This is a genomic window from Pseudoalteromonas sp. CF6-2, from assembly GCF_021729425.1.
GTDB lineage: Bacteria > Pseudomonadota > Gammaproteobacteria > Enterobacterales > Alteromonadaceae > Pseudoalteromonas > Pseudoalteromonas arabiensis.
This window is the reverse complement of sequence record NZ_CP091442.1, coordinates 2,301,679-2,318,912: the sequence shown is the minus strand read 5'-3', so window position 1 is coordinate 2,318,912 and position 17,234 is coordinate 2,301,679. Positions and strand designations below refer to the sequence as shown.

Genomic DNA, 17,234 nt, shown 5'->3' with positions numbered 1-17,234 from the left:
GAAAATAGCGTGTTTATATCGATCTTTAGAGCTCAATTTTTACAAAAATTTAAATAGGTAAAGATATGCGCATTACACATACATTTGTTACGCTTCACTCAGTCTATTAAATAGGTATTAAAGTGAAAGTAATTAAATATTTACTGGTATTGTTTTTTAGCAGTATTTTCTCGATTTCAGCTTTTGCCGCAACAAAGCACATAAATATCGTCAAACCTGTGGTTGCGGCGTTTAAGGCAGGTGATAAAGCCGCCATTGCTGGGCGAGTGCATTACCCGTTAAAGCGTAAAGCGCCGCTGCAAGCAATTGAAAACGAGCAAATGTTTATAGAAAACTTTGAGCAAATTTTTGATAAAGAATTTATTGAACAAATAGCTAGCTCAAACATTCGCTATGACTGGGAAATGATGGGCTGGCGCGGCATTATGTTTGATTCAGGCAAATTGTGGTTAGACTTTGATGGCTCTATTTGGGCTGTGCCTTATGAATCAGAGGCAGAAAAAACACGACGCGAAGCGCTGATTGATGAGCAAAAACAAGCGTTACACAAAAGCCTTCGTGAATTTAGAAAACCGATACTAACGTGGCAAACAAAAAAGCATTTAATTCGTATCGATGAACTGGCTGATAATCAGTACCGTTATGCAGCATGGGAAATTGATCAATCTATGCAAGATGAGCCAAGCCTTGTGATCACAGGGGGCACATTAAGTTTTGATGGCAGTGGGGGTAATCATTTTTATACCTTTACTAATAACGGTTATCGTTATGTATGTCATGTAATAGTGCTGGGTACTGAACAGTCACCACCAGGGCTTTTAGAGGTATTTAAAAATAACGTACAGATATTATCTGAGCCTGTTTTAAGTTTGTAAGGTGTTTTTCTTATTTTGAACTACACTTACTTTTTCAAAGGAGTCTCTTTTAAAGGAGTAAGTTATGGGCACAAAATTTTGGGTATTAAGAGCCACTAAAGTTTTTACGCTGGTGGCTATTTTATTATTTATGGTAGAAATCTTGAAAGGCCATGAGCCATCAAGCGCATTGGCTTTTGCGTTACTTTGGTCTTTTATTGTTACAGCAATTTTTATCGCAACCCGTTTATACCATTCATCAAAAGGGCGCCATTGTTCACTGTGTAACGACACCCCAGATGATAAAAAAGCAAGTTAGCTTAGGTTGTTAACAAATACGCCGCCCCATACCAATGTACAAATCGTTAGAGCAATCAGTACGGCTGCTGAGCCTAAGTCTTTAGCTAGGCCTGAGAGTGGATGAATTTCAAGGCCTATACGGTCTATTGTGGCTTCAATTGCTGTATTGACGACTTCAGCAAATATCACAAATAGCACAGAGACAAGCAGCATAACTTTCTCATAAAGACTAATTTGCCACACAAAAACCACGGCTATGGAAAGGGCCAACAGTATCAGCTCTTGCTTAAAAGCAGACTCATGTTTTGCTAACCACGAAAATGCACGTTGGGAATTTTTAAATGCTAGGCGAATACGTTTAATGCCGATGGGCTTGTTAGTGCTATCAAATTGCATAGTATAAAGTCTCTTTTACGTTAGCTTTGTGTTGAGCAAGTATTAAAGATATCTTGCTCTGGGTGGTATTCAGTGCTTTGTACATGGGTTAAGCCAAGTAGGGTGTCAAATATATTATCGTGAGAAAAAGCCTGATTACGCTGTTGTTCGATACATTGATTAAAACCGGTATCGGCCAGTTTGTTACTCCAAAACAGCATAGGCACTTGGGTTTGCTCTTTAGGCGCTAATGCGTATGGGAAGCCATGTAAGTACAAGCCTTTTTCACCTAATGATTCACCATGATCAGAGACATACAGCAGAGCTTTGTCATCCGCCTGACTGTTTTGCAGTAAATTAATAAGTTTACTCAGCACTAAGTCGGTATAAGCAATGGTATTGTCATAGGTGTTTGTCAGTTGCTCACTGCTACAATTTTGGATATCGCTCCGTGGGCAGTCAGGCAAAAACTTACTGTCTTTTTCTGGATAGCGGCGATAGTAGGTTGGCCCATGTGAACCAATCATATGTAGCACCACTAGTTGGTGTTTCGCATGACTCTTGGCAAGTTTGGCAGTTAACTCTGCAACCAGTACTTCATCAAAACAATAACGTCCGTCACAAAGTGGGTTTGTCTTTGTTGGTTCTATTGTCTGGGAGTTTACTCGCACGCAAACCCCTTTACAGCTGCTATTATTATCAATCCACGTTACTTCGACACCACTTCGTTGAATAATATCTAGAGCATTTTCTTGGCTTTGCGCTATGCGCGAATCATAGTGATTGCGGTCCAAGCGCGAAAACATGCAAGGCACAGAAATGGCAGTCGCCGTGCCACATGAACTGACATCACTGAAATATTTAACGCCAAGCTTAGGGGTATATTGATTAGTCGGCTTGTTGTAACCTTGCAGCGAAAAGTTTGCTGCACGCGCTGTTTCACCTACCACCATAATTGTCAGTGAACTTTGTTGTTGTGCTATTAAGTGCGGTGTTTTATCTAATACTTTAAATGGTAAAGGAGGATAAAAATAATTATCGCGTAGGTACTTATAGCCCGCAGTGTAAAATGCAAAAGGGGTAATATAGCTGGTTAGTTGACGATTATTACGTCCTACGGAGGCGTAATCTTTATAAAATGGGACGGCAATAACAGCTACAGCAATAAACGCTGTAACGTTAAGAAACGCAAAGCTTTTAAGGCGAACACGAAAGTTTCCGACAATATTAAAACGAGAAAATACGTAAGCAGGCAGTACACCAAGCACACTAATGAAGGCGACAACCTGTACATTGAGGTATGAAAATGCCTCCCCTGAATTTGTCTCTAAGATATTTTGCAGCATGCTTTTATCAAAGATAACACCGTAATTTAAGGTTGCATAAAACAACAATGATGAAACCACGATGCTTGTTAAAAGCACGGGTTTTACAAAGGTGATTAACGATAACCAACTTAATACCATTGCCGTCATTGCTAATAAGAAAAACGGTACGCTTGCTATAAATAACCAATCGACATGTTCAGGTTTGCTGGCTGCTTCAAGCATGTTAAATAAAAACAGGCCATTAAATGCAATAACCAAGTACAACGACACCAGCCAGACAAATTGGCTGTAGCTAACGTGCCATTTTTTAGCAAAGAGTTGTTTAATTTGCATGCTCATAATCATTCCTCATCGCTACGATTTATTTGGTAAGCGATACAACTGTTCGGTATACGCTAAATTGCTAAATAAGACGTGCGCCAAGGCTTTTTTGGCAAGTTCAAGGTTGCTGCCAGCTTTATCAACGGCAACTTGGGTTTTACTTGCAGGGTCATAGCGCCAATAACTCACTTTTTGATTTGGCATGAGTATTACGGCTTCACCATTTTCTACGTAAGCAAAGTTGTCGTAGTACTGCATCATGGCGCGCTCAACGGGGTAGTGTTTCGTTAAATCATAACCAAGCATCGGGGTTGCTTGCTCAACACCTAATAACGACAACAAAGTAACTGGTAAATCAATTTGGCTGACTAAGCGAGTATCGCGCTTTGCATTTATATCGCTATTTAGGATCACAGCAGGGATGTGGAAAGATTTAAGCGGCACGGGTTCAGAGCCAAACACGCGCACATCATGATCTGCAACCACTAAAAAAACGGTGTCTTGCCAGTAATCTTGCATTTTTGCCTTGGCGATGAATTTACCGAGTGCGTAGTCAGCATATTTAATTGCTAGATCGCGTTTGACGTTTTCTGGGTCGTGGTCTTTAGGTAGTGTTACTTTACCTTCTGGAATATCGAATGGGTCGTGGTTACTTGACGTAAACACCAAGCTGAAAAAAGGTTTGCCTGATTTATTTAACTCGCTCAGCTCGTTATCAGCTTGATTGAACAAGTCTTCGTCGCTTACTCCCCACGACGAAATAAACTCAGGGTTTTGCATGTCATTAATATCTACAATATCGCTAAAGCCATTCCCTAAGAAAAAGCTTTTCATATTATCGAAATGACTTTCACCGCCGTAAATAAACTGGGTGGTATAGCCTGTACGGGCTAATACATCAGCCAGCGAGAAAAAGTTACGCTGAGATTTAGAAAGTTTGACCACCGAGCGAGAAGGAGACGGGGGAAACCCAGTTGTAACCGCTTCAATACCTCGAACAGAGCGCGTGCCCGTTGCGTATAAGTTATCAAAGCTCCAGCCTTGTTGATAAAGCTTATCAAGCTCAGGAGTCACACCAATGCCACCCAGTTCACCAACAAAGCGAGCACCTAAGCTTTCTTCTAAAATAATCACTAAATTCTTTTGTTTGCCTGTGTTAAAAGGTGTGTTGTTGGCTAGAGTAGGAATACGCTCAGTTAAAAACTGCGGCTTGTAGGCTGCTTGCTTTACTGTTTGTAAAATCTCATTACGTGGCATGGTGCCGTATAAACTACTGGCATTTTTTTCATTGCCCATATTTTTAATAGCAAACGCAACACTGTAAGTTGAATTTAGGGCCAAGGAGTTAACCAGTGAGTCACTTGAAAAGTACACTAACGCAGGGTTTAAAGGGCGGTGGCTTACAGTGCCCCTTGCGCTAATTAAGCAAACGAATAAGGTGGTAACGAGTATCACCACTTGGCTAACCATTTTAACGTTTTGCTGTTTGCTAAATGCTGCATTGATATAGCGATATGCAATTACACAACTAAGCGTTGCAATAATTAAGGTGCTTATTATGGCAAGTAGGTGGCCATGTATTAACATAGAAAAGACTTCTTGAGGGTAATCAAGATATTCAACAAATAAGCGATTTGGTCGCACATCGTACTGAGTAATAAACGCGGGGGTCGAAGCCTCAACAACCACGATTAAAGTCACAACTACGCTGCTATAAAGAGTAAACGCACGGCGAAATAAATCAGTCTTACTGTGTAAAAATACATGAGCGAGTAACACTAAAACAGCCAAGGCTGACAAGTAGCCTAAGCTGCTCAAGTCGACTCTTAAGCCGCCAAATAAAACCGCAAGGCTGTCGCCATCAGCTAACCTTTGTTGTTGCCATACTAGCAAGCCCACTCTCGACAATATAAAAACTGACATAATGAGTAGCGTAAAACGAAATAGTGGCTTTAGAACGGATGTGATTGCTTGCATAGTTGTACTTATTTAATTGAAAAGTACCGCAATACTAGGAAGCAAAGCTTAAGAAATACTTATGGAAAACTTAATGTTTACTGGGTTAGCTAAAATTCAGTAAACCTTAAGTAAATCTTAAGTTTTACAGCGTAAGCTGCGCTTAGAATGTTTTATAAGAGAGAGCTATGAAGCTATTACTCATTGAAGATTCGGCGTCTTTGCGACGCAGTTTACGAATAGGTCTTGAAAACTTAGGTTTTACCATTGATGAAACAGGAGATGGTGCCGAAGGGCTCAGTATGGCTATGTCAGGAGAGTATGAATTGATTGTTCTTGACTTAATGCTGCCTAGTATTGATGGCATTACTTTATTGCAAACCATCAGAGCAAAGCAGCTTGATGTGCGAGTACTTATTTTATCGGCTAAACAAGAGCCAGAAGATAGAGTTAAAGGGCTGCTTACAGGCGCTGATGATTACTTAACAAAGCCTTTTTCGTTTGATGAATTACATGCACGGTTATTAAACTTAACGCGTCGTGGGCATTTGAAAGCAAAAAGTGATGTGATTTATATAAATAGTTTGGCGCTTAACTTGCAGCTTAAATTATTACAAGTGGGCGATACCGTCATCGACTTAACACCTAACGAGTATAAAATAGTCGAGTGCTTGTTTAGTAATCAAAATAAAGTCATCACTGCAGAAAAACTGAGTAGTTATATTGCAGGTCAATACGATTTAGTATCAAAGAATTCAATCGAAGCACATTTATCATCTGCCCGTAAAAAAGTAAGAGCGGCTGGTGGAGAACTTCCCATTCAAACTAAACGTGGTTTTGGTTACATAGTACAAGGTAAGTGATGAAATCAATTCGAAGTAAGCTGGTTGTCACTTTATCAATTGCTATTACTGGGCTTGTTTTAAGTATTTTATTAGCCACCGATATTGCTGTTGATAGTTGGATTGATAACGAATTCAATCGCGGCCTGCAGTCAAAAGCAGGGATGTTAATGACCTTGGTACATGAAGATGAGCAAGGACTGGCGTTTAACTTCTCAAGTGAATTTATGCCAGAGTTTGATGGTAAAGTTGAACCTGAATATTTTCAAATCTGGACAGAAGCAGGCGTATTTACACGCTCTAAAAGCCTTAATTTATTTAAAGTAAAGACCCTTACATTGCAGAGTTTAGACGTTGGTGAATCGAAGATTATTGCTGCTAAACTGCCCGATGGCCGTGACGGTAGAATCATTTATACTCGCTTTTTTCCTCAGGCTGAATCGCATGTAAGAGCCGGTAACTACGAAAGCAATAAGTCTGCTGTGCAAATGCCTCTTACCCTAGCGTACGCAGCTTCATCAGAGGAAGTGGATTTTATTCTTTGGCTCATTGATATTATTTTTGTTGTCACGACCGTCACCGTCATTGTATTTATTCGACTTTTTGTCCGTAAGTCAGTTGATTCATCGCTTGCGCCATTAAATCAACTCAATAAAGATATTAGCCTACTCAGCATTGCCGATAAAAGTGCTCAAATTGTAATTAAAGAGCCTGTAAAAGAGTTGCAGCCTATTGTTGAGAGTCTTAATGCGTTCATACAAGAAAACAGGCAGCTTTATTTTCGTGAGAAACGGTTAACGTCAGATATTGCCCATGAACTTAAAACACCCATAGCAGAGTTAATTAATATGGCAGAAGTGGCCATTCGTTTTCCCAAAGAACAACAACTCAATGAAGACTTTAAGCCGGAAGTGCTAAACATTGGCCAGCGTCTAAAAAGCATTGTTTCTAACTTGTTGCTACTGCATAAATACAGTGATCAGGTTTTGCCAAAAAATGAGGCGTGTGATTTAAATCAGGTGACTATGCGAGTGTTGGAAAACGGTGATAAATCAAGACTCGAATTTGAACTCGATAAAACCCTGCCGGCTCTAGTCAGTAATATATTTGCCCTTGAGTCTATTATTACCAACTTGGTGAATAATGCTAAGCAATATAGCCCTGAAGGCACGCATGTGTTGATTAAAACTAAAAGAAAAGGGCGTTTAATCATTTTAACTGTTAGAAATACGCTTGCAACGGCTTTAAGTAAAGAAGAAATGAGCCAGTTATTTCACCCTCTTTGGCAAAAAGACACCGCGCGAACGTCAAATGATAACTTTGGACTGGGGTTATCGATAGCAAATGCATTAACGAAAGCTATTGATGCAGAACTATTGGTTGAGCAAAGTGAGCAAACAATTACCTTTAGTTTGATATTAAAGTGAAATTTTGCAGCCTTCGTGTTTATGTGCAACACTGATTATGAACAACAATAAGGAATAAAAACTATGGGTAAAATAATTGGCATTGCACTTATCGTCATTGGTGTTGCACTTGCTGTGTGGGGATATAACGTATATGACTCTGCCAGTGCGCAAGTAAGTCGTACGCTAAGTGGTGATACACCGATTGAAGCGTGGTTAGGTATGGTAGGTGGTGCAATCTGTGCGGTTGTAGGCATATTAAAAGTTAAGTAATCAAACATTGAAATTAGCAAGCTAATACCTGATACTGTATGTATATACAGTTTTGGTGTTAGCTATGCAGAAACAATTACCAGCAAAATACTATTTAAGTCACTTTTTTGAACTTGCAGAGTTTATCCAAACTCAGTGTACATGCCTGTTAACGGCTAAGCAGCAGTTATTTCTATCAAGGTTAATTCAACTTGATGAGCAAAGCTTGTGTACCTTATTGCGCATTTACTCGCGTAAGCCTAGGCTTGTAGCAATATCTTCACTTAATTATGAAGAGATCCCCAATCTCCATGGTGCTATTTTTAAGCTTAAGCAACAAGCGCTGGTGGCACACCCCACAGGTGAAGATTTAGATTTAGTACTTGAACATTTAACTAAGCCGGAGTTGGTGACCCTTTTAGCGAATGATGAGCTAATGTCATCTACTGTTGTTTTTAAAAAGTCAGCAAGCAAAGGGGCATTAATTCAACTATGCAAAGATCACATCGATCGTACGAGTAACCAGTTAGAAACGCTTTTTAGTCAATTTGTGGTGAATAGCCGAAGCCAGTATTACGAGTACTTTGAGTTTTTATATAGTGGTCGCTTGAGTGGTGGTGATATAAACCACCAAAATCGCTTTGTGATGCGTGATTTAGGAATAGCCAAAGTACGTGGTGATGTCAGCGGAGCGCTGTCGCGCTTTCAAACCTTGGCTGAAGCACAAACACATTATCAATTAAACCAATTGCGCATGCAGTTTAAGCAAAGCGAGTCAGCAGCGCAGTATCAAAACTTAGCAAAGGCACTTTTAGCCATTAGCTGTGAGGATGAATTAGCCCAGAGTATCAAAAACAAATTACTTATTCGCTTATATAAGCAGCTGAAGGAGCATGACTTAGCGTTTGCATGTGAGTTACTCGAACACTGTGAAGGCAGCAGTGAAGCGCAAGAGCTAGCAATTCGCCAGCGCTATAAAGAGGGGGATAAAGAGTGGGTTGAGCAAAAGCTTGAGCAAATAATTCACGATCCACTTGATGATGGCATTTTGTATTTTGCTGAGGATTTCTTACAACGCAAATACAATAAACAACAACGCTCGCGTCTAACGCAAATGCTTGTTGATACAGAGCATCAATTAAACATTGATGACATTTATCGTGGTGACGTAGAGCAAGGAGTGAGCGAGCATTACCAGCAACAGGAATGCACTGTCTTTTTTAGTGAAAATAACCTTTGGTTGAGCTTATTTACACTGACATTTTGGCAAGAGCTTTTTATTGATACGCCACACCCACCATGCAACGAATTTGATATTTATCCCAAAGTTCTGCTTGCTGATAACTTTTACGACTCACAGCAAAAACAAATAGAACAAAAGTTAGCATTTTTAACATCAAGTGATGCTTGGTTTAAGCATGTGTGTAAAGCGGCAGGGCAGTTTTACGATACACCGACAGGTTTATTTCAATGGCACAGTGATATTTTAGAACCGTTAAAGTTGCTTATAAAATACAGCGAGTTACAAAGTTTAAAGTCACATGTTTTGCAAATGACAAAAACATTTAAGCAGCTAAAAGATGGTTACCCAGATTTAATGGTGCTCAAAGAGGGCGAGCTCACCTTTGAAGAAGTAAAAGCCCCAGGCGACAAACTCAGACGCAACCAACTTGTCAGTATTGATGTGTTAAAACAGCATGGCTTTACTGTGAATATTGTTGCGGTAAATTGGTTTAATGATCCGAATCGCATTTACAGCGTGGTTGATATAGAAACCACAGGTGGCTTACAAGGTAATAACAAAATTACGGAAATAGCCGTTGTGCAAGTGCAAGCCGGCGAGGTGATAAATCAATGGGCAAGCTTAATTAACCCTGAGCGCAGCATTCCACCGTTTATTACTAAACTTACCGGTATCAATGCTGCCATGGTTCGTGATGCCCCACGCTTTGAGGAGATAGCTGCTACACTGCGCTCACTATTAAAAGGCAGTGTGTTTGTTGCTCACAATGTGAATTTTGACTATGGCTTTATTCGTAAAGAATACGCTGCACTTGGGCAAGGCTTTAAAATGCCCAAGCTATGTACTGTTGTTGAATCACGAAGAGCATTTCCAAAGCTCAAGTCTTATTCGCTCGGTAACTTAGCGGCTCATTTTGAACTGAATTTAACTAACCACCATAGAGCATTAGCTGATGCAACTGCCACAGCCGAGCTGTTAAATTTGATTCAACAAACACAATCAAAAAAGGCGAGTTAAACTCGCCTTTTAAACTTAATCTTTCCCATCCAAAATAAGGTTATTCGTATTCGATAGGGTCGGTAACGTTATTTAATGCAAAAGCTTCTAAACGCTCTTGGCAGGCACCACATTTGCCACAAGCTTTGTCACGGCCGTTATAACATGTCCACGTTTGGCTATAATCAAGACCCATTTTTAAACCGTCTGTCAAAATATCGATTTTGGTATTATTTAAATACGGGCTGAAAATTTCCACAGCGTCATAGTTGGCAATACGGCAAACATCATCCATTTTTTGTACGAACTCTGGACGACAGTCAGGGTAAATTGCATGGTCACCTGAATGCGCGCCGTAATAGACTTTGCTTGCTTTTAAAGACACCGCATAACCCACTGCAAGTGAAAGTAAGATCATATTACGGTTAGGCACAATTGTGCTCTTCATGCTTTCTTCTTCGTAGTGACCTTCTGGTACTTCGATATCATCAGTTAAAGATGAGCCACCAATTAACTGGTTAATAGCTGAAATATCAACAATCTTGTGAGAAACACCTAAATTTTCACACACTTGAGCAGCTACTTTAAGCTCTTTAACATGACGCTGGCCGTAGTCGAACGACAGGGCATATACTTCATGGCCTTGTTGCAGGGCTTTATTTAATACGGTAAATGAGTCCATACCGCCGGAATAAATCACAACTACTTTTTGCGTCATATCTGTTTTGCTCTTACTTTTGATAGAGGTTTACTTCAGGGCGCGATATACTACACGGCTCGGGCCTAAATAACAATTTTTGCGCGTGTTTTTGGTTTTTTGATGGTATATATTTTATACCGTTGCGTCGTAAGTGAGATGTCTTTTGTACAAAATTAACGAAGTGTTTGAAACAATTCAAGGTGAAGCAAGTTTTACAGGCACACCTTCAATCTTTTTACGTTTACAAGGCTGCCCAGTGGGTTGTGCTTGGTGTGATACAAAGCAAACATGGGATGTTGATAATGTATATAAAGTGTCCTTAGATGACACGGTTGAGAAAAAAGCCGACTCAGATCATTGGGCAGAAGCAACGGCTGAGCAAGTTTTCGCATTATTTAAAGAGCGTGGTTATAACGCAAAACATGTGGTGATCACAGGTGGTGAGCCTTGCATGTACGACTTAAACCCAGTGTGTGAATTATTACACGCAAATGGCTATTCGACTCAAATTGAAACCAGCGGTACATTTGAAGTGCTAGCACCCGAGCAAACATGGGTTACTGTATCACCAAAAATTAATATGCGCGGCGGTTACACAGTACTGCGCAGCGCCATGCAACGTGCAGACGAAATTAAACACCCAGTTGCGATGCAAAAGCACGTTGAAGAACTTGAAGACTTATTCTTGAAAACAGGTGTGAACCCACGTTTAGTGTACCTGCAACCAATTAGCCAAAAAACCTCAGCGACCAAACTGGCTATTGAGACCTGTATCGCTAAAAACTGGCGCCTGTCAGTGCAAGTGCACAAGTATTTGGGAATTAGTTAGTTTATTACTCTGTAGAACAAAAAAGCGTTGCCCATTGGCAACGCTTTTATATTTCATACTCAGTTCAATTATTAGTTCTGAGCTAAATAATCAAGCACGACTTGATGATGGTCTTTAGTTTTAAACTTATCAAATACGTGTTTGATTTTACCGTCTTGGCCTACAAGGAAGCTAATTCGGTGAATACCCTCATACTCTTTACCCATAAACTTCTTGTAACCCCAAATACCAAATGCATCAGCAATTGCGTGATCTTCGTCGGCTAATAAATCAAAGTTAAGCTCTTTTTTGGTTTCAAAGTTCTTTAAACGTTTAATAGGGTCGGGGCTAATACCAACAACACGTGTATTGAATTTAGCAAGCTCAGCTTTTTCATCACGTAAGTTTTCAGCTTGTACTGTACATCCTGGGGTTGATGCTTTTGGGTAAAAGTAAACAAGCACTTGCTGCTCTTTTAATAGCTCAGCGAGTACGACTGTTTCATCGTTTTGGTTTTGTAAACTAAAAGCTGGGGCTGTATCACCTGCTTGAAGAGGATTAATTTTGTTCATGCTTAGCTCCTTAGCGAATGCGTCTGAAAATATAGTCTACGTTCAAACTACGAGAAAGATCTTCAAAACTAACTTTAAATTTATCAATATCAACTTCTACTGGAATATTAAACTCTAGCTCACAACGCATTTTCACATCTTCATCTTCATCAAATGTATCTGATTTTAATGAGCAAATACTGATATTGTTATCAGCAAAAAAGCGTGTCACTTTACTGAGTGTTCCTGGTGTGTCGATACCTGTGTATTCGAGTGTATAACCTGCACAAAACTCGCTTGCTACATGGCTTGCTGTGCGCTTCATCATGGTTAATAAGCCTAGCTCCATCCCTTTAGTTGGCAGTGTATGTTCAATTCGGCTAATGGCCGACATGTCACCAGCTAATAACATGATGAAGGTAAATTCGTTGCCTAAAATAGCAATTCGACTGTCGATTATATTGCAATGACAATCACTCACTAATTGAGTTAGTTCGCTAACGATACCGGGTCTATCTTCACCGATCGCAGTGAGCACTATCTGATGATTCGTAAAAGCAGTCATGGAATTTTAAGTACCTAGTAATTAATAAATACCAACGGATATAAGCCAGAATAAGCTTTGATCTCACGTGAGTTTAATACCGCACGGCGGCGAAGTTTAACATAATTAACCTAATAGAGGATAGCGGTGATTAATTAAGCCATTAATAAAGTGCGCTCTTTCTTGTTTTTAGGGGCATCTGAAAGTACCATAGTTAAAATTTTGCAAGGCGATAAGCAAACATAGTGGTTACGCGCTAACCCATATTATTAGGGTTTTTTGCATAAAAACAAAAAATGTAAAGTCAAAAGTGATTTTACAGTGAACCAAATCGGCATTACCCACTCATACATTTGTTAAAAAAATTAAGGGTTTGCTAAGGAGAAATATCTGTGCAGTATTGGATCTCAAAGGCGCTTGCAGTAAGCGTAATGGTTAGTTTAACAGGGTGCGGTGTTTTTACCGACGAGGCACATCATAAACGTAATTATCGTGCTAACGAACCGGTTAAAGCGCCTGAAGGACTTGCGCAGCCAGCTCAAGATCTGACTTATAAAATGGATGTTGCTCAATATGACAACGATCCTGAAGCAAAAAATTATCGTCCACCCGCACAAGTTATCACTATTGCTCAAGGTAGCTGGGTAGAAGAAGGTGATAAAGATGCTCGCGTATACTTTGACAAAAACGACGGCATTGTTGATTTAGACGAGTTTATTTGGGACTCAATTAACGCTGTATTACATGAAGAAAATGCCAGCGCAACAAAGGAAGATAAGTTGCTTGGCAAGATAGAAACGGGTTGGTATAGCATCATAAAACCAGAAGATGTTTGGTTTTGGGAAGACGAAGCGGATGTTTCACAGCAGCGATTCTTGTTTACAATTGAAGAAAAGTCTCACCAGCGCACAGCATCATTAAGCAGCAAATTGATTGATTTTAAAAGTGATTCGCAAGAACTGACACCACTTTTAAAGCAACAGCTTGAAGTGCGAGCACTTAATCAAGTGATTGCTGAGTTTGATTACCGTTACCGCCAGCTTGAAGTCGAAATGCGTAAGCAACAAGGTATTATTTCTCTTGAGATGGGTTTTGATAACAAAGGCAATGCTGCATTAGTGACTGAACAAGATTACTTTGTGGTGTTCGACCGTTTTTCTGGCTTCTTAGAGCGTTTATCTTTCACTATAGTTGAAATTGACCAAGAAAGAGGTTTGATTACGGCTGATTATAAGAAGCCTGAGTCAAGCGTTTGGGATTCAATTTGGGGTGAAGAATTAGCAGAGCTACCAATCGAGGATGGCCAATACCAAATACTTGTAAGCCGCACAAATGAAGGTGGTACGAGTTTGACATGGATGGACTCTGAAGGGACTACATTAGAGCCAGGTACAATGAATGACCTACAACAAGCACTAGAAAATGCGCTGCGCCAGCGCGGTATCAATATTTAATAATTATAAAAGTTAAAACCACCACAGAAAGAGCCTTACCGCTCTTTTTGTGGTTTTTACAGGTTGAAAATATGTCTAACTTAAACACTGCAAATCGCAGTAACTTGCGAACTTTGTTTACCTTTTTCGTTCCTTCACTTATCGGTGTCTTTTTGTTTATGACGCCAGTGCCTATAGGTGAAGCAATGACTATTCCTATTGCTGTAATGGCAAAGGGAGTTCAGCAATGGATAGCACCATTCGCATTAGGTTTAATAACCACCATTGTATGTATAACGGGTGTGCTTTCTTTAACTATTAAACTATTTCAGCCTAAAGTGCTTTTAAAGGTGTTTGTAATCAAGCATTTGTTTGATGTGAGTTGGCTGTGGCTCAGTGTGCGTCTATTCGGAATGGTGTTCATTCTACTGACCTATACCCAGTATGGGCCCGAAATGATTACTTCTAAAAATACAGGGGCTTTAGTTTTAAATGATCTACTTCCTGTGTTGTTTTCTGTGTTCATATTGGCAGGATTGTTACTTCCTTTGTTATTAAATTTTGGTCTGTTAGAGCTTGTCGGCACGTTATTGACGAAAGTGATGCGACCATTATTTGGCGTGCCAGGACGCAGTGCGGTTAATTGTGTAGCATCTTGGCTAGGCGATGGTAGCGTGGGGATTTTGATGACCGCACGCCAATATGAAGATAAACATTACACCCAACGTGAAGCGGCGATTATCGGCACCACCTTTTCTGCCGTATCAATCACTTTTTGTTTAGTTGTTATTGGTCAAGTTAAATTAGAGCATTTATTTGCCCCGTTCTATTTGACTGTGTGTTTAGCAGGTTTTGTTGCTGCACTTATCGTGCCTCGCTTGCCGCCTTTGCGTTTTAAGAAAGATTTATATGTTGATGGTACTCAACCTGATGAGCACGCAGAAGCAGTGCCAGAAGGAAAAACACTGATAACTCACTCGCTTGATGTTGCACTCGCAAAGGCTAGAACTGCGCCAGGTTTCGTTGGTACTTTAAAAGAGGGGATTCATAATGCCCTTGACATGGTCTTTGCTGTGTTACCTGTGGTGATGGCAGTAGGTACATTTGCGCTTATTATTGCGGAATATACGCCAATTTTTGAGTATATGGGTAAACCATTTGTGCCATTTTTAGAGTTATTGCAAGTGCCAGAGGCAGAAGCCGCTGCACAGACTATCATGGTGGGGTTTGCTGATATGTTTATTCCGTCTATTTTAGCCGCGGGTAGTATTGAAAGTGATGTAACGCGTTTCATTATTGCGGCAATGAGTGTGACACAATTAATCTATATGTCTGAAGTAGGTGCCTTACTACTAGGTAGCAAAATTCCTGTGAATATCGTTGAGCTGTTCTTAATATTTATTTTAAGAACCTTAGTGACACTGCCTGTTATCGTTTTAATGGCTCATTGGTTAGTCTGATTGAGTCTTTAGGTATTATTATAAAGCCCTGATAGTTAATCAGGGCTTTTTTGATCTGAATCATCATCGTTTTGTGGTTTTTTAAAGTCCATTTTTGCAGCGCGTCTTAGTAACGCTAGATTACCAATTACGACGCCGAAAACCGCAACAACAATTGCAATTTTTTGCCATGTTTCCATACTCAAACTCAACTAGTCAATTTTGATCAATATTAGCACTTAAAAGCGTCGAGCATAAGATAGAGATATAAAATCAAGGCCAGGGTTCGGGCTTTTGAATCCTGCATTAGAATAATGTAAGTACCTTAATGCTAAACTAGTATCATTACCTAAGTCTGCGACGAGTCCTAATCTATCTTCAAATTGATAGTGAGTGCTAACGTTCTTACCTGCAAAATGGGTGTCATCTAATATAGAGACGCCAATCCCGAACTCCACTGAAACAGGAATATTTTTAACACTAAAAATAGGATATTGAATAACAGGAGACATGGCTAAAACAAGGTTGGTTTGATGATTGTTTTCTTTGCCATACTGCCAAATATTAAAGCTCGATTCGAAGTAGAGGCGTGCATGTTGAAAAGGAAGTTTCTCTTGGGGAATATGATATTGATAGGCGAGTTTAACCCCTTTAACATCCCCTTCACCTTGAATATAGTCAATGGCATAACCATGACTTGAACTTGCAAAAGCAGGCGTTGTTAAAGTAGCGGCAATAGCAAATGTTAGCGCTTTTAAAATGTGTGTAGTTTTCATATAGGGACTTCTCATAGTTACTATGAGCAAGTAGATAAGGGTGACTATGGGCCCTTTTCAATGTGCAAAAATACACAGTACTTGTGCATTTGCTTAATTTTTTCAGCAATTAACTGAAAACTAAAATAAAAATCTATTGGTGCGATTTTGGCATTAAAACGTTGTCGGATTGTTTCTTTTTATTTGGGGCTAATATCGGTATATTGGCTCAAATTTTCAACGGTAAATGCATATGATGACTAAATTAATGAACGCCTTTTTACTTGTTACCGCGCTATTTGCTTCAAACGTATTTGCTAGCCAACTGAATTCTCCAAAACAATTGTTAGAGTCAGTGACAGCAGATTTATTTGTAGACATTGCAAGTGTAAATGCTAAAGGTGATGCAAGCTCACAAGCCATGGCTGACATTGTTGAGAAACGTTTATTACCGCATATGGATATTAAGTTTGTCTCATATAAGTTACTAGGAAAGCACATTAAAGGCTTACGCCGTGAACAAGCGGTTAGCTTTATTTCAGCGGTTGAGCACTACTTAACAATTACTTATGCTGGCGCGTTAATGAAATATACAGGCCAAAAAGTTATCTTTGATCAAGCCCAATTAGTAGATGGTGACTACGCGACCGTTAAAACACAAATTGTGGATGAAAATGCGCCAACAATAGACCTTCATTTTAAGCTACGCCAAGGTAAAAATAAGCAATGGAAGGTGTACGATATCGTTGCTGAAGGGATTTCTTTACTGAGTGCTAAGCAAAAAGAGGTTTTGCAACGTATTAGCCAAGTTGGCATTGACGAAGTTACTCAAGAATTAGCCAGTAAATAGGCTTAGACCTAGACTTACATTCAAGGCATATGTTAGTAAGTCTAGGTTTATTTAGTCTCCAACCAAGCAGTCAGTATATCCATGTGCTGCTGCTTTTCTATTTTCTTTAAAAATCACTGACTTTACGCTAGCACCTGTTAACCTCTGTGGTAGAATTAAGACACTTTTCTTCTTACCTTAGTATCATTAGATACTGTTTTTATTGGTCGTGATATTAAGCGCAGTGTCAGTTAAATTTTGGCATAATTTGCAGCTTAATAAGACATCTAATAATGTGCAGC

18 protein-coding genes are annotated in these 17,234 nt (G+C 39.6%); 10 read left to right on the top strand and 8 right to left on the bottom strand.

Annotated elements, in window-relative coordinates; all coding sequences use genetic code 11:
* Positions 1-122 precede the first annotated feature (122 nt).
* Positions 123-875, top strand: a complete 753-nt coding sequence (locus L3Q70_RS10780) for a hypothetical protein (protein WP_237114252.1) — start codon at positions 123-125, stop codon at positions 873-875.
* A 64-nt stretch (positions 876-939) separates the two neighbouring features.
* The gene (locus tag L3Q70_RS10775; protein ID WP_062569916.1) at positions 940-1,173 is read left to right on the top strand and encodes a hypothetical protein; all 234 of its coding nucleotides are present in this window, start codon (positions 940-942) and stop codon (positions 1,171-1,173) included.
* Here L3Q70_RS10775 and L3Q70_RS10770 read toward each other — a convergent pair.
* The 3 genes from L3Q70_RS10770 to L3Q70_RS10760 are packed head-to-tail and all read right to left on the bottom strand — an operon-like array spanning position 1,170 to position 5,155.
* Entirely contained in the window at positions 1,170-1,550 is a 381-nt protein-coding gene (locus L3Q70_RS10770) for a diacylglycerol kinase (protein WP_062569917.1), read from the bottom strand. The genes L3Q70_RS10775 and L3Q70_RS10770 overlap by 4 nt on opposite strands.
* A gap of 20 nt (positions 1,551-1,570) precedes the next feature.
* Positions 1,571-3,196 carry a phosphoethanolamine--lipid A transferase gene (locus L3Q70_RS10765; RefSeq protein WP_346657784.1) on the bottom strand — a complete coding sequence of 542 codons (1,626 nt, stop codon included), beginning with the start codon at positions 3,194-3,196 and terminating at the stop codon, positions 1,571-1,573.
* A 15-nt stretch (positions 3,197-3,211) separates the two neighbouring features.
* Entirely contained in the window at positions 3,212-5,155 is a 1,944-nt protein-coding gene (locus tag L3Q70_RS10760) for an LTA synthase family protein (RefSeq protein ID WP_237114250.1), read from the bottom strand.
* Between the two features lie 167 nt (positions 5,156-5,322).
* Here L3Q70_RS10760 and L3Q70_RS10755 point away from each other — a divergent pair, with 167 nt between their 5' ends.
* From L3Q70_RS10755 to L3Q70_RS10740, 4 genes are all read left to right on the top strand, one after another.
* Positions 5,323-5,997 carry a response regulator transcription factor gene (locus L3Q70_RS10755; protein WP_062569919.1) on the top strand — a complete coding sequence of 225 codons (675 nt, stop codon included), beginning with the start codon at positions 5,323-5,325 and terminating at the stop codon, positions 5,995-5,997.
* Complete coding sequence (locus tag L3Q70_RS10750) at positions 5,997-7,403, top strand: ATP-binding protein (RefSeq protein ID WP_237114249.1); 1,407 nt, start codon at positions 5,997-5,999, stop codon at positions 7,401-7,403. The genes L3Q70_RS10755 and L3Q70_RS10750 overlap by 1 nt, the downstream gene beginning before the upstream one ends.
* Before the next feature lie 63 nt (positions 7,404-7,466).
* The gene (locus L3Q70_RS10745) at positions 7,467-7,655 is read left to right on the top strand and encodes a DUF3185 family protein (protein ID WP_062569921.1); all 189 of its coding nucleotides are present in this window, start codon (positions 7,467-7,469) and stop codon (positions 7,653-7,655) included.
* 64 nt (positions 7,656-7,719) lie between these two features.
* Positions 7,720-9,894: an exonuclease domain-containing protein gene (locus L3Q70_RS10740; RefSeq protein ID WP_237114248.1), complete on the top strand. Its 2,175-nt coding sequence runs from the start codon at positions 7,720-7,722 to the stop codon at positions 9,892-9,894.
* Between the two features lie 40 nt (positions 9,895-9,934).
* Here L3Q70_RS10740 and queC read toward each other — a convergent pair whose 3' ends face one another.
* A complete protein-coding gene (gene queC, locus L3Q70_RS10735) occupies positions 9,935-10,615 on the bottom strand; it encodes a 7-cyano-7-deazaguanine synthase QueC (protein WP_228074481.1) in 681 nt (226 codons plus the stop codon).
* Positions 10,616-10,736: 121 nt separating this feature from the next.
* Between queC and queE the strand changes: the two genes are divergently transcribed.
* Positions 10,737-11,402 (top strand): 7-carboxy-7-deazaguanine synthase QueE, encoded by a 666-nt coding sequence (queE, locus tag L3Q70_RS10730; RefSeq protein ID WP_062569923.1) that lies wholly within the window; start codon positions 10,737-10,739, stop codon positions 11,400-11,402.
* 71 nt (positions 11,403-11,473) lie between these two features.
* Here queE and bcp read toward each other — a convergent pair whose 3' ends face one another.
* Both bcp and L3Q70_RS10720 read right to left on the bottom strand, forming a co-directional pair.
* Positions 11,474-11,953: a thioredoxin-dependent thiol peroxidase gene (gene bcp, locus L3Q70_RS10725; RefSeq protein WP_062569924.1), complete on the bottom strand. Its 480-nt coding sequence runs from the start codon at positions 11,951-11,953 to the stop codon at positions 11,474-11,476.
* A gap of 10 nt (positions 11,954-11,963) precedes the next feature.
* Entirely contained in the window at positions 11,964-12,497 is a 534-nt protein-coding gene (locus tag L3Q70_RS10720) for an ACT domain-containing protein (RefSeq protein WP_062569925.1), read from the bottom strand.
* A gap of 371 nt (positions 12,498-12,868) precedes the next feature.
* Here L3Q70_RS10720 and bamC point away from each other — a divergent pair, with 371 nt between their 5' ends.
* On the top strand, positions 12,869-13,930 hold the full coding sequence (bamC, locus tag L3Q70_RS10715) for an outer membrane protein assembly factor BamC (RefSeq protein WP_237114247.1): 1,062 nt from the start codon (positions 12,869-12,871) through the stop codon (positions 13,928-13,930).
* A 71-nt stretch (positions 13,931-14,001) separates the two neighbouring features.
* Entirely contained in the window at positions 14,002-15,369 is a 1,368-nt protein-coding gene (locus L3Q70_RS10710) for a YjiH family protein (RefSeq protein ID WP_193987545.1), read from the top strand.
* Positions 15,370-15,404: 35 nt separating this feature from the next.
* Here the strand turns inward: L3Q70_RS10710 and L3Q70_RS10705 are convergent, their stop codons facing one another.
* Together L3Q70_RS10705 and L3Q70_RS10700 are read right to left on the bottom strand one after the other, a co-directional pair.
* Positions 15,405-15,548, bottom strand: a complete 144-nt coding sequence (locus tag L3Q70_RS10705) for a DUF2897 family protein (protein ID WP_237114246.1) — start codon at positions 15,546-15,548, stop codon at positions 15,405-15,407.
* A 39-nt stretch (positions 15,549-15,587) separates the two neighbouring features.
* A complete protein-coding gene (locus L3Q70_RS10700) occupies positions 15,588-16,124 on the bottom strand; it encodes an acyloxyacyl hydrolase (protein ID WP_193987543.1) in 537 nt (178 codons plus the stop codon).
* A 235-nt stretch (positions 16,125-16,359) separates the two neighbouring features.
* Between L3Q70_RS10700 and L3Q70_RS10695 the strand changes: the two genes are divergently transcribed.
* Positions 16,360-16,953: an ABC transporter substrate-binding protein gene (locus tag L3Q70_RS10695; protein ID WP_193988973.1), complete on the top strand. Its 594-nt coding sequence runs from the start codon at positions 16,360-16,362 to the stop codon at positions 16,951-16,953.
* Positions 16,954-17,234: the final 281 nt, after the last annotated feature.

Excerpts from the sequence above, each read along its gene's own strand:
- bcp (WP_062569924.1), bottom strand. The coding sequence starts at position 11,953 with ATGAACAAAATTAATCCTCTTCAAGCAGGTGATACAGCCCCAGCTTTT.
- L3Q70_RS10750 (WP_237114249.1), top strand. The coding sequence starts at position 5,997 with ATGAAATCAATTCGAAGTAAGCTGGTTGTCACTTTATCAATTGCTATT.
- L3Q70_RS10705 (WP_237114246.1), bottom strand. The coding sequence starts at position 15,548 with ATGGAAACATGGCAAAAAATTGCAATTGTTGTTGCGGTTTTCGGCGTC.
- L3Q70_RS10710 (WP_193987545.1), top strand. The coding sequence starts at position 14,002 with ATGTCTAACTTAAACACTGCAAATCGCAGTAACTTGCGAACTTTGTTT.
- L3Q70_RS10740 (WP_237114248.1), top strand. The coding sequence starts at position 7,720 with ATGCAGAAACAATTACCAGCAAAATACTATTTAAGTCACTTTTTTGAA.
- L3Q70_RS10765 (WP_346657784.1), bottom strand. The coding sequence starts at position 3,196 with ATGAGCATGCAAATTAAACAACTCTTTGCTAAAAAATGGCACGTTAGC.
- L3Q70_RS10695 (WP_193988973.1), top strand. The coding sequence starts at position 16,360 with ATGACTAAATTAATGAACGCCTTTTTACTTGTTACCGCGCTATTTGCT.
- L3Q70_RS10770 (WP_062569917.1), bottom strand. The coding sequence starts at position 1,550 with ATGCAATTTGATAGCACTAACAAGCCCATCGGCATTAAACGTATTCGC.
- L3Q70_RS10755 (WP_062569919.1), top strand. The coding sequence starts at position 5,323 with ATGAAGCTATTACTCATTGAAGATTCGGCGTCTTTGCGACGCAGTTTA.
- L3Q70_RS10760 (WP_237114250.1), bottom strand. The coding sequence starts at position 5,155 with ATGCAAGCAATCACATCCGTTCTAAAGCCACTATTTCGTTTTACGCTA.
- L3Q70_RS10745 (WP_062569921.1), top strand. The coding sequence starts at position 7,467 with ATGGGTAAAATAATTGGCATTGCACTTATCGTCATTGGTGTTGCACTT.
- L3Q70_RS10700 (WP_193987543.1), bottom strand. The coding sequence starts at position 16,124 with ATGAAAACTACACACATTTTAAAAGCGCTAACATTTGCTATTGCCGCT.
- L3Q70_RS10720 (WP_062569925.1), bottom strand. The coding sequence starts at position 12,497 with ATGACTGCTTTTACGAATCATCAGATAGTGCTCACTGCGATCGGTGAA.
- L3Q70_RS10775 (WP_062569916.1), top strand. The coding sequence starts at position 940 with ATGGGCACAAAATTTTGGGTATTAAGAGCCACTAAAGTTTTTACGCTG.